At 70.3% G+C, this 10,895-nt stretch carries 9 protein-coding genes; 3 read left to right on the top strand and 6 right to left on the bottom strand.

Annotation, left to right across the window (positions count from 1 at the left end; genetic code table 11):
* Positions 1 to 110 precede the first annotated feature (110 nt).
* Together ACTIGN_RS12985 and ACTIGN_RS12980 are read right to left on the bottom strand one after the other, a co-directional pair.
* Entirely contained in the window at positions 111 to 1,001 is an 891-nt protein-coding gene (locus ACTIGN_RS12985) for a diguanylate cyclase (RefSeq protein WP_439624432.1), read from the bottom strand.
* A 370-nt stretch (positions 1,002 to 1,371) separates the two neighbouring features.
* Positions 1,372 to 3,111 carry a hypothetical protein gene (locus tag ACTIGN_RS12980; protein WP_439624430.1) on the bottom strand — a complete coding sequence of 580 codons (1,740 nt, stop codon included), beginning with the start codon at positions 3,109 to 3,111 and terminating at the stop codon, positions 1,372 to 1,374.
* A gap of 137 nt (positions 3,112 to 3,248) precedes the next feature.
* Between ACTIGN_RS12980 and ACTIGN_RS12975 the strand changes: the two genes are divergently transcribed.
* A complete protein-coding gene (locus tag ACTIGN_RS12975) occupies positions 3,249 to 3,707 on the top strand; it encodes an alkyl hydroperoxide reductase (protein WP_439624428.1) in 459 nt (152 codons plus the stop codon).
* A gap of 261 nt (positions 3,708 to 3,968) precedes the next feature.
* Complete coding sequence (locus ACTIGN_RS12970) at positions 3,969 to 5,351, top strand: hypothetical protein (protein ID WP_439624426.1); 1,383 nt, start codon at positions 3,969 to 3,971, stop codon at positions 5,349 to 5,351.
* 390 nt (positions 5,352 to 5,741) lie between these two features.
* On the opposite strand, the gene ACTIGN_RS12965 is transcribed toward ACTIGN_RS12970, so the two are convergent.
* The 3 genes from ACTIGN_RS12965 to ACTIGN_RS12955 all read right to left on the bottom strand — a co-directional run bounded on the left by ACTIGN_RS12965 (position 5,742) and on the right by ACTIGN_RS12955 (position 7,915).
* On the bottom strand, positions 5,742 to 6,182 hold the full coding sequence (locus ACTIGN_RS12965; RefSeq protein ID WP_439624424.1) for a hypothetical protein: 441 nt from the start codon (positions 6,180 to 6,182) through the stop codon (positions 5,742 to 5,744).
* Between the two features lie 457 nt (positions 6,183 to 6,639).
* Positions 6,640 to 7,341 carry a YHS domain-containing protein gene (locus tag ACTIGN_RS12960; protein WP_439624422.1) on the bottom strand — a complete coding sequence of 234 codons (702 nt, stop codon included), beginning with the start codon at positions 7,339 to 7,341 and terminating at the stop codon, positions 6,640 to 6,642.
* 175 nt (positions 7,342 to 7,516) lie between these two features.
* A complete protein-coding gene (locus ACTIGN_RS12955) occupies positions 7,517 to 7,915 on the bottom strand; it encodes a carbon storage regulator (RefSeq protein ID WP_439624420.1) in 399 nt (132 codons plus the stop codon).
* A gap of 583 nt (positions 7,916 to 8,498) precedes the next feature.
* Between ACTIGN_RS12955 and ACTIGN_RS12950 the strand changes: the two genes are divergently transcribed.
* Entirely contained in the window at positions 8,499 to 9,824 is a 1,326-nt protein-coding gene (locus ACTIGN_RS12950; RefSeq protein ID WP_439624418.1) for a glycosyltransferase family 87 protein, read from the top strand.
* A 37-nt stretch (positions 9,825 to 9,861) separates the two neighbouring features.
* Here ACTIGN_RS12950 and ACTIGN_RS12945 read toward each other — a convergent pair whose 3' ends face one another.
* Positions 9,862 to 10,731 carry a deoxyribonuclease IV gene (locus ACTIGN_RS12945; RefSeq protein ID WP_439624416.1) on the bottom strand — a complete coding sequence of 290 codons (870 nt, stop codon included), beginning with the start codon at positions 10,729 to 10,731 and terminating at the stop codon, positions 9,862 to 9,864.
* Positions 10,732 to 10,895: the final 164 nt, after the last annotated feature.

The following is a 10,895-nucleotide window of genomic DNA, read 5'->3' as shown; positions in this document are numbered from 1 at the left end:
CCCTACAAACCAAACGCGAACCTTCTGGTAGGGGCCGCCCTCCGTGGCGGCCCGCGTGAGGCGAACGATTAAGCAGCGCACTTTGAACCTTGAACTCGAAACTCCTGGCGCTATCCGATGACCCGGTCGCGGCCGGAGCGCTTGGCGGTGTAGAGGTTCTCGTCGGCCTGGCGGAGCAGGTTCGCGGACGTCATGCCGAGGTCGCCGGACGTGGCCGCCACGCCGATGCTGATGGTCAGGTTGATCGGGTTCGCCTCGAACCGGAACTGGTGCGCGGCCACGGCCGCGCGGATCCGCTCGGCCGCGGTCACCGCCTCGTCGCGGCTCGCCTCGACGAGCACGACCGCGAACTCCTCCCCGCCGTACCGGGCGAACAGGTCTTCCTTCCGCATCGTGGTGCGGACCACGTCGGCCAGTTCCCGCAGCACGAAGTCGCCGCACAGGTGGCCGAACGTGTCGTTGACCGACTTGAACCGGTCGATGTCGATCATCAGGACCGACAGCGGGCGGTTGTGCCGCTGCGACCGCACGACCTCGCGGTCCAGGAACTCGGTGAGGTACCGCTGGTTGTGGATCTGGGTGAGCCCGTCGAGGATCGTGAGCCGGTAGATCTCCTCGTGGTACTCGGCCTCGATGTTGCCGCCCGCGAGGTAGCGGTAGATGCAGTTGCCGACGCGGAGGTAGTCGCCGTCCTGGAGGAGCCAGGCGCTCTCGAGCTGCCGGTCGTTGACGAACGTGCCGTTGGTGCTGTGCTGGTCGTGGACGAAGTACCCCTCGGCGGTCGGCTCGATCCGCGCGTGCCGGCGGGACACGGAGTGGTCCTGGAGCCGGATGTCGCAGTCCTCGCCCCGGCCCAGCATCAGCGTGCGTTCCGAGAGCGGGTACCGGCACCCCATGCTCGGGCCGGTGGGGTAGATGTGAACGAGGCACGCCTCGCGGGCGATCTCGGACAGGAGGCGCTTGGGCGACGTGATCCAGGTTTGAGTGAGCTTCTCGACCATGTGCCCGCCCGGGTGCTGTGCAGTAAGGGTCGCCGGCCCCTCCCTACCCCCCACACGGTAGTTTAGGTTACAAAAGTGGGGAGGGACGACCGACGGGCTCGCGGGGGCTGGGCGTCCTTCCGCTGCCAGGGGAAAAATCAGGACCGGTGCGAGCCCACACGACCCAAACGGGCCGCGCCGGCCCGTTCCGCCCGCCATTTGACGGTGTCCCCCGTGCGTCGGTTCCTGCTTTCGGCGGCCCCGTTAGAGCGGCCTCACCGGGGTGGGCGACTCGCTCCGCGAGTCGCACCCCGGCGCAGAGAGGGTTCCCGGTGTGCGGCGGCGCGGCGGGGGTCACTCGCGGAGCGAGCGCCCCCCGCCGCCCCAGTTCTCACGGCCGGGCGACGCCGCCCGCGGGGGTGACGATTCCACTAATCTTCGCACGGGGCTTGACCAGGTCCACCAAAATCGGCTCCCGGGTCACCACTTCCTTGACGTTGCCGGCGGCGTCGCGGGCCGCGACCTTCAGGTACACCCGCGGGGGCAGGCCGGCCGGCACCCGCCACGCGAACTGGCCGGTGTTCGGGAGCCGCCGGGCCGCCACGGGCTGGCCGGCGGTGGTCTGCGCCAGTTCCGCGGCCGCGGCCGGCTGCCACGGGCCGGTCGGCTTGTCGCTCCACTCGATGGTGATCGGGTCCTCGCCGAAGTTCTTGTCCGCCGCCTTCCACTGGACGACGAGCGTGTCCGGGCTCGTCGGGTCGCCGGTCGGCGGGAACAGGTCGAGGGTCGGGGCGGTAACGTCCACGACGACCCGCAGGTCCGGGGCGTCGCCCCCGGCCGGCTCGCGCTCGCTCAGCCCGGCCCCGCTCACGGGCACCACGCGGAACCCGTAGTTGCCCTCGGGGAGCGGGTTGTTCGGCACGCTCAGGTTCACCCGCACGGTCTGCTGCTTGCCGTCGTGCTGGCTCCACTTCATCCAGGTCCGGCCGTCGTCGCGGGTGACCCACAGGTCGAGCCGGCTGATGCCCGACGGCCCGCGGGACTCGACCTCGTACCCCATGTCGAACGCGAGGTAGTTCAGGTACTGCGCCCGGCTCACCTCGACCGTCGGCGCGGCGGCCGCGTTCCCGGCGGTCCACACGGCGACCGGCACCGGCCCGCCCGGGGGCACCCCCCCGGTCGGCGAGGCCGGGACGACCGGCTGCCGCGGGTCGACGGTCGGCAGCACGGTCGGGCCGGTGGCGACCTGGGCGGCCGGTGCGGGCGGCGTGTTCGTGGCGGCCGGCGGTTGCGGGACGACCGGAGCGGCCTGTGCCACGGGGGCCGGCGCCGGCGTCGGCACGGGGGCCGGCGGGGTCGGGGTCGGCGGCGCGGCCGGGGCGACCGGTCCCGCGGACACGACCGGGTTGAAGTCCGGTGATGGGATCTGGGCCGTGCCGCCGCTCGCGGGGGACACCGGGCCGGTCGGGGCCGCGGGGCCGCTCATCGGCGAGGACAGGGCCGTCGTCGCCCCGGTGCCGCCGATCTCGCGGGTCGCCTCGGTCTTGTTCCCGGCGACGTCCTGAACCGTCACGCGAACGGTGACCGCGCCCGGCCCGGCCGGGAACCGCACCCCGCTCTTCGAGCTGGCCGGGAGCGTCACTTCTTGCCAGTACCCCTCACCGCTCGCCGGGCGGAAGTGGACCTGGGTCTTGGTGTCGTCCGGGTTCTTGTCGTCCACGGACCACTCGACGACCACGTCGTCGCCGTTCTTGCGGGCGTTGGTGAACTGCACCCGGGGCTGGACCGTGTCCACGAGCACCTTCAGGTCCGGCGGCGTGTTGATGAGGTTCGCCGGGAGATTCTTGCCCTGGAGGTCCTCCTCCTGCATGGTGAACCAGTACAGGCCGTCCTCCTTCGCCATGAAGGTGAACTTGTCGCGGTCCGGGGGCACGGCGGCCTCCTGGTACCACGTGTTCTCGCCGTTGCGGGCGACGAACAGCTTCATCTGCCGGATCGTCTTCCGGTCCCGCTCGTACTTGATCGGGAGGTCGATCTTCCGGGAGTTGAGCGGGAAGTAGTCCGGGCCTGGGGCCGCGGCCGGGGGCTGTCCCAGGGTGGCCCCGACGAGGGCGACGACGGCGATGTTCATGACCCGATCCCCGGGATGGCGCGGAAGACAATCTGTATCACCTGTATCGGCCGCACCGGTTGCGGAATTGAGTCGCCCGCCGCGATTCGTTCAAGTCGCCGTTCGGACCGTCCGGACCCCAAAGGACCCATTTGCCCATGACACTGACCCGCACGCCCGGCTGGATGACCGCCGCCCTCCTCGTTGCCGGGATCTACAACCTGTTGTGGGGCACATGGACCGTGCTGTTCCCGACGCTGTCGTTCGCGTACTCGGGGATGCAGTTCCCCGACAAGCCGCTGCACTACCCGCAGTTGTGGCAGGGGATCGGCATGATCGTCGGCGTCTACGGCATCGCGTACATCCTGGCCGCCCGCGACCCGGTCGCGCACTGGGAGATCGTGTTCGTCGGGTTCCTCGGCAAGTTCTTCGGGCCGATCGGGCTGGCGTTCGGGCTCCTCACCGGCGAAACGCAAGTCGCGGCGCTCGCCACGACCGTGCCGAACGACCTGATCTGGTGGGTGCCGTTCCTGCTGATCCTCCGCCATGCCTACCGCGTCCACCGCGCCCTCGGGCGTACAGACCTGGGGTTGCCTGAGGTATTCGGAAAACCCTGAGCCAGACCGGCCGCCGAGAAGTCCAAACGCACGGCGAGCCGGGAGCGTCAGCGACCGGAGGTGGGCCGAGACGAAGACTCCGGTCGCTGGCGCTCAAGTTCTGCCCGACCCGGTACTCTGCGCAAGGTGTTCCGGCTTTACCGGGGCGTGGGGTGGTTCCGCATTCCACCTCGGGGCATTCAACCTCTCCAAGCCCTCCAGTCGGTGCCGATGGTTCCGGCAGTCCCCTCGGTGGGACCGTACTTGCCGGAGGTGCCGATCATGAGGCGTATCGCCGCGTTCCTGTTGCTCGCCGGGCTGTCGCAGATCCCCCTGTGGGCGGGCGACTACTTCATGCCGGGCCGGTCCCTGTACCCGTCGTACCACGAGACCCCCGCCCCCGCCCCGGTCGTCGTCAGCGAGACCGTCGTCGCACCCGCGACGCCCGCGAAGGTGACCAAACCCGCCCCGAAGAAGGCCACGCCGAAGAGCGAGCCGGTCGCGGTGAAGCCCGCAGCGGCGACCGTGGCGGTCGCGCAACCGACCGTCGTGGTCCCGGCGTCGGGCACGGCCCCGGTCGTGAGCCCGGTGTACGGCAAGACCGTCGGGGTTGAACTGCTCCCGCCGACGGGCATGGGGCGGGCCGTCAGCGCGACCCCGCCGTCGGGTACGCCGTTCGTTTCGGTGACCCCGGAGAAGCCGGCGCTGGCGCCGTCCGCCAAGGTCACGAAGAAGACGACCGTCGTGAAGACCCCGACCGAGACGCTCGTCCCCGTTGCGGTGGTGCTCCCGGGCACCACCGTCACCCGGACCGAGTACGTCGCCCCGAATGATTACGTCGTTCCGAAGTCGACGTACGCGGCCCCGGCCAGCGTCGTCCCGATCCAGGCGACCGCACCCGCGACCCCGCTGGGGCGGGTCTTTGTCCCCACGCGGCCGATCGTTCCCGTGCAGTACGTCGCGCCGGCCCCGACGCCGGTGGCGACGGGTGCCGTACCGGCGGCCCCGCCGGTCGCGCTGCCCGTGTACACCGGGGGCGAGTGCCCGACGTGCGGCCGGAGCGGCTCGTGCGACTCGGGCGGCATGTTCAGCGGGCGGCTCCGGTCGTGGCTGCTGTTCCAGCCGACCACCCGCAACGCGCTGCCGCTGCTCCGGCCGACGCCGTACATCGGGCCGGTCCTCGCGTGGCGGTGCGACGGGAACTGCCCCCCAGGTTCGTACTGGGGCGGGTGCAACACGCCCGGCCACTGTAGCGGGGTGGCGGGCGGGTGTGCGACGGGCGGGTGCGCAACGGGCGGGTGCGCGACGGGCGGGTGCGCGACGGGAACGTGCGGCGGGGCGCGGGCCGCGGTCGCCGGGGCCGCGAACGGCCTGGGCGGCCGGACCGGGTTCGGCCTCGGGCTCGGGGGTTCGTGCAAGACCGGTTGCACCCCGCCGGCCGACGACGCAATCGCCGGGCACCGGTTCGCCAGCGGAACGCAACCGGCCTGGGGCACCGCCCCGGTCGCGGGACCGGTGACGACCACGAGCTACAAGCCGGCCGCCCGGACCCTGGACGCGCCGAGCCAGTTCTACAAGCCGTCGTACGGGACCGACGCGGCCCCCGCCGCGGGCGTGGTTCCCGCGAGCGGGAGCGTGCTGGCCCGGCCGTTCACCCGGCCGTAACGAGCGGACGCGGTGACACGACAGTGTTGTGTCCTCAGCCGGCCTCACAGAGGCCGGGCCTGGGACGGAAGACGGGAATACCAAATCGGGCACGGGCACGGGCACGCACGCGGGCACGGATCAAGCCCAAAGCACACAACGGCTCGGTGCTTTCCCCCGGTCTTCTCCGTGCCCGTGCCCCAGCCCGTGCCCGTGCCCGACAAGCAGCAAACGGACGCGGGCCGGCGATCTACCACCCCCGGCCCCCCGCGGGGGGGGAACCCACCGGGGGCGTGGCCGGGTGGGGGGGGGCCCCCCCCCGCGCGGCCCCCCCCCCACCCCCCCCCCCCGGCGGGGGCCCGCCCACCCCCCCCGCCCCCCCGCGTCGTGGGGTTCACCCTCCGGGTGACTTCACTGTTTCGGGGTCGCCCGCACCGGCGTCGTCCCGGCCTTGGGCGTGAGCGCGGCCCCCTCGGACCCGGGGGCGGCCATCGGCGGGGCGAACGGAACCCCCGGCCGGGGGATGGTGTCGTTCGGAGCGGGGTACGGGAGTTCGTCGGGCCGCGGTGCCACGCCGGCCGGCGGCGGGTACGTTGGGGCCGGCAGGCCCATCATCATCGTGCCGGGGGACGAGGGCGGGCACGGCACCGGTTGCCCGGTGATCGCGTCGTAGCAGCCCTCCATGAGTCGGGCCCCCGACCCGCTCGTGAGCATGCACGGCGGCTCGCCGCGCTGCTGGGGCTGGTTCGAGGTCAGGATGCCGCTCCGGCTCCCGCAGTTGCTGCGGCAACTGGTGGCCGAGACCGACAGGACGCCCACGAGCAGGGCGGACAGGTGACGCGACCGCGGCATTGGGGAACCCTCGCGAGCGGCCCGACTTGGATCGTCGGCACCGGACTTGAGGCAATTCTTACCGATTGCCGGCGGCAAGCAATTCCTGGCGTTGCACAAAAGCGCCGGTCGCCCCAAGTCCCGCACGCCCGACCGGCACCTCACGCGCCCCGCCGAGAACCGAACCACCTTCGCCGACCGGAACAGCTTGCCGGACCGGAAGAGTTTGAAGGGGCTGAAGACATGGTCAGGTGGCTACCCCCTCACCCGCCGCGAAGCGCGGCGACCTCTCCCCGTAGGAACGGGGCGAGTTGTTGCCTCGGGGTTCCTTTATAGCGGGACGGTCGAATCAGCTCTGGTGGCGGACCAGCCACCCCCACCTCGCCCCGTTCCTACGGGGAGAGGTCGCGACGAGTCTTCGAGTCGCGGGTGAGGGGCAAGGCAGTAACCCACTCACCAGTCACGCTGCCCCGTTCTGTCACGGCTTCTTCGCGGCGGCTTCCTTCAGGAACTTCTCGGGGTCGTCCTTGAACGCGTCGCGGCACCCGGTGCAGCACACCCAGTAGTCCTTCCCCTTGTACGCCACCTTCATCGTGCCGACGCCGCCGCTAACGATGCACTCCGGCCCCTTCGCGACCTCCGCGAACGGAACCCCTTCCTTCGTCGCCCCCACCTGCCACTGCTTCGTGAACGCGACCGCGGACGCGGCCGGCCGCGCCTCCAGCCGCACGAGGTGGCGGTTGTGGTGCAGGAGCGTGACCACGAGCCGCTGGTCCTCGCCGGCCGCCGCGTCGGTGCGGTCGAGCGTTAGCACCTTGTCCTTGAGGGTGCCGGCGAACGTGGCCGTCGCCTTGGCGGGCGTCGTGAGCTTCAGGGTGTAGCGGGCCTCGTCCTTGGTAGGCGTGTACCGCAGTTCCCCGGTCGTGTAATGTTTTCCCTTTTCGATCGCGAGCGCGAGCCAGGCGTCGTCGCCCTTGAACTGCCAGCTCCACGACTCGGTCTCAGTCCAGACGCCGGCGGCGCGCTCCTCCTTGGTCCCTTCCGGCGCACCGCTCCCCTTCCAGGAGCCGACGAGGACGTTGAACGGCTGGAGCGCCTCCTTGGCGGTGGCGGGCTTCGGCGGCGACTTGGGTTCGTCGGCGGGGAGTGCGAGGGTGACGAGCAAGAGCGCGGCGTGCATGTGCGGCACCTCGGGAAGTGTGGAGTCCCGGTTGGTTCTCCGGAAAGACGACGCGGACGGCCACCGGATTCGAACAGGCCGGGTGGGAAATGGCGGAGCGGGCGGGTGCGCAAAATTAAGCGGCGGCCATATGGGGCCGCCGCGTGGAAAGTGGGCGTTGAACCGACTCTCAATGTTAGCGCGACTTGCGGGGTGCGCGGAAGCTGCTGAGCCTCGCGCCCGAGGACGCACCGACCGGCGGCGTGACCGACCCCGGGGCCGGGACGGCGACCGGTTCCGGCAGGTCGGGGAGTTGCTCCGCGACCCGGTTCGGGAGGACCTTCGTGTCCGAGGCGGCGTTCACAAGCGTCGGGTGGTCGCCGGCCTCCGCGTCGGTCTGGGCCGAGACGGCCGCGAGAACGTCCGACGACTGCTCGTTGAGGATGCGGGCGTGGATCTCCGCACGGTCCACACGGACCGACGGGGGAGCCTCGACCCCGATCTTGACACGGCCCGGGCCGATGTTCACGACCGTGATCTTGATACCGTTGCCGATGACAATAGATTCGCCAGCGCGCCGAGTGAGTACCAACATGGAGATGTCCCTCCTGGATGAGGCCGGCATTCTCGGGCGGGGAGGGCCCTTGCCGGCTGTCCTACTAGAAGATCCTACGACACTGATTGGGGAATCTTTCGGGAGGTTCCATTTTCCCTCAAGTTGCCCCTACCCACAGACGATACCCAGCCTCCGAGTGTTCGCAAAACTCAGTAGCGTATTTTGTGGGTTCCCTCCCGGCAATCGCCAGTCGAGAGTTGAGAAATTCTTTGCAAACTCCGCGCCGAGAGCCCAATGGGAGCACTTTTTCACGCCGAGCGTGAATTTCTTACCCTGGCACTCGAAGATCCCTCCCGTTTACTCTTTTTCCCGGCTCCGCTGCTGTGCCAGGATCATGCACTTGTTCGGAATTAGCACACAGGGTATTTCCCGGCATACAGGGTGAATGAGAACACCGCTGCGCGAAGCGGTGAAATTGCCCGTGGCAACACCCGATGTCCTGACAGGATGAAAGGGTTTGCCCGGGTGGCTGAACTCAGAAAACTACCTGACAGATTGGCAGCCGACGGTCCGAACGTCGATCGCCCGACCTGTCCCGGACCCCGCTTCTTGAAGGATGGGCATGGCGGCTCCCTTGCTCGGTGTCGGTCTTCGGCTCCGGATCGCGAACTGGCTCCCGGTTGTTGAGGGCCTCCTGACCCACCGGCGGATGCTCGCGGCGTTCGTGGTGCTCGCGGGGCTGTTCTCCAGCCTTCCGATCAGCCACTCGCTGCGCCCCAACGGGCACCCCAAGGACTACCCCCTCTGGTACGAGACCGGCCAGAAGGTGATCCGCGGCGAGCAGCTCTACCCGCCGGGGCAGGTGTTCCCGTTCATGTACCCGCCCGTCGCGGCGGTCCTCCTCGCGCCGCTGAGCGCGCTCGGTCCGGTCGCGATGGTCGTCGCGCTGACCGCGATCAACTCCGCGGTGTGGCTCGGGTGCGCGTTCCTTGCGGCGTACCTCCTGACGGGCCGGGCGCTCGGCCGGCACCCGCTGCTGTACCTCGTGCCGGTGTGCTGCTCGGCCCCGTTCGCGTTCGACACCTACCACCTCGGGCAGGTGAACCTGCTGCTGCTGTTCGTGATGCTCGGGGCGTTCGCGTGCCTGCGGGCGGGCCGCGAGTGGGGGGCCGGGGCGCTGGTCGCGCTGGCCGTCGGCATCAAGGCGTTCCCGCTCATGGCGGCGGGGTACCTCGTGTACCGCCGGCACTGGGGCGCGTGCGCGTCGCTGGTCGCGTCGCTGGGCCTGTTCTTCGTCGCGGTGCCGTTCGCGGTCCGCGGCCCCGCCCAGGGCGCCGAGGACCTGAAGGTGTGGGCCGGGGGGATGCTGTTCAAGTACGACACCGGCTCCATCGGGCAGCGGACCGAGCGGGCGTACAGTTGGAAGAACCAGTCGCTGATGGGGATGGCGAACCGGCTCCTGCGGCACAAGTCGGCCGACGAGAACCCGGCGCGCAACTTCTACGTGAACGTGGCGGACCTCGACTTCCGCACGACGAACGCGATCATCGTCGGGGTCGCGCTGGCGGTGTGCCTCTTCTACATCGGCGTGATGCCGCGGCACGCGCACCGCACCCCCGGGTCGAACGCGATCGAGTTCGCGATGCTGCTGCTGATGATCCTGCTGTTCTCGCCGTACTCGTTCGGGTACTTCTTCGTCTGGCTCCTGTACCCGTTCGCGGTGCTCGTCCACCTGTGGCTGAAGCAGCCGGCGGGTTCGCCGGACGCGCGGCGGCTGGCGGCGGTGTTCGCGGTGTGCGTCGCGCTGCCGGCCCTCACACTGGTCCACCAGCGCACGGCCGAGGCGTACGGGAACTTCTTCGTGACGACGCTGATCCTGCTCGGCACGCTCGGCTGGCAGCTCAACAAGTTGAAGCGCGCCGCCGGCGCCGAACCGGCGGCGGCGTGATTCTGGTGGGGCGGGCGTTCCTGCCTGCCCCGTGGTGTCACGCCCCGACCGCTTCGCTCAGGAACCCCCGCAGCACGGCGAGGTTCACCGGGTCCATCTCGGTGCCGTCGTCGGCCTCCTTGGGCGTTTCGAGGACCATGGGCAGGTCGCGGAACCGCGGGTCGGTCACGAGCCGGCGGAAGAACTCGATCCCGATCTGCCCCAGGCCCAGGCCCGCGTGCCGGTCCACGCGGCTGCCGAGCCCCGGCACGCTGTCGTTGACGTGAAACAGCTTGATGTGCTCGAACCCGACCACGTGGTCGAACGCGCCGAACGTCTCCGCGTACTCGTTCGGCGTGCCGATCGGGTAGCCCGCGGCGAAGACGTGGCAGGTGTCGAGGCACACGCCGAGCCGGCTCGCGTCCCTCACGCCGTCGAGGATGCGGCGGACGTGCTCGAACTTGCCGCCCAGGCACGTCCCCGAGCCGGCGGTCGTCTCGACCAGCAGCTTCACCTTGAACCCCTTGCACCGCTTGTGGACCGCGTCCAGCGCCGCGGCGATGCGCCCCAGGCCGGCGTCCTCGCCGCTGCCGTTGTGCGCCCCCGGGTGCGAGACGAGGTAGCTCAGGCCGAGCTGCTCGGCGCGTTCCAACTCGATCACGAGCGCGTCGATCGACTTGTTGAAGTGCGCGTCGTCGGGGCTCGCGAGGTTGATGAGGTACGAGTCGTGGGCGGTGGGGTAGCGCAGGCCGGCGGCCTTGACGGCCCGCTTGAACTGCGCGGCGTCCGCCGGGTCGATCGGCTTGGCGGCCCACGAGTTCGGGCTCTTGGTGAAGATCTGGAGCGCCGCGCACCCGAGCCTGGTGGCGGCCGCGACCGCGTTGGACACCCCGCCCGCGATGGACAGGTGAGCGCCGAGGAACGGCATCGTGAACCTCCGTTGGGAGACCGGGCGTCACTACAGGGGAGGCATTGTGGCAGGACCGGCCGCGGAACGCACCCTCAGTTGGCTCCGCGGGTGCCCCTGTTGATTTGGGCCGCTGGCCCGGCGAACCCTGAGCGCCAGCGAGGGGGTGAGGCGCACCCCCTCGC

This window comes from Gemmata sp. (genome assembly GCF_051859125.1).
In the GTDB taxonomy this organism is placed as follows: domain Bacteria; phylum Planctomycetota; class Planctomycetia; order Gemmatales; family Gemmataceae; genus Gemmata.
Note: the sequence above shows the minus strand (reverse complement) of the source record. Positions and strands in the feature narration are given on the sequence as shown.

Excerpts from the sequence above, each read along its gene's own strand:
- ACTIGN_RS12950 (WP_439624418.1), top strand. The coding sequence starts at position 8,499 with ATGGCGGCTCCCTTGCTCGGTGTCGGTCTTCGGCTCCGGATCGCGAAC.
- ACTIGN_RS12980 (WP_439624430.1), bottom strand. The coding sequence starts at position 3,111 with ATGAACATCGCCGTCGTCGCCCTCGTCGGGGCCACCCTGGGACAGCCC.
- ACTIGN_RS12960 (WP_439624422.1), bottom strand. The coding sequence starts at position 7,341 with ATGCACGCCGCGCTCTTGCTCGTCACCCTCGCACTCCCCGCCGACGAA.
- ACTIGN_RS12965 (WP_439624424.1), bottom strand. The coding sequence starts at position 6,182 with ATGCCGCGGTCGCGTCACCTGTCCGCCCTGCTCGTGGGCGTCCTGTCG.
- ACTIGN_RS12945 (WP_439624416.1), bottom strand. The coding sequence starts at position 10,731 with ATGCCGTTCCTCGGCGCTCACCTGTCCATCGCGGGCGGGGTGTCCAAC.
- ACTIGN_RS12975 (WP_439624428.1), top strand. The coding sequence starts at position 3,249 with ATGACACTGACCCGCACGCCCGGCTGGATGACCGCCGCCCTCCTCGTT.
- ACTIGN_RS12955 (WP_439624420.1), bottom strand. The coding sequence starts at position 7,915 with ATGTTGGTACTCACTCGGCGCGCTGGCGAATCTATTGTCATCGGCAAC.
- ACTIGN_RS12985 (WP_439624432.1), bottom strand. The coding sequence starts at position 1,001 with ATGGTCGAGAAGCTCACTCAAACCTGGATCACGTCGCCCAAGCGCCTC.
- ACTIGN_RS12970 (WP_439624426.1), top strand. The coding sequence starts at position 3,969 with ATGAGGCGTATCGCCGCGTTCCTGTTGCTCGCCGGGCTGTCGCAGATC.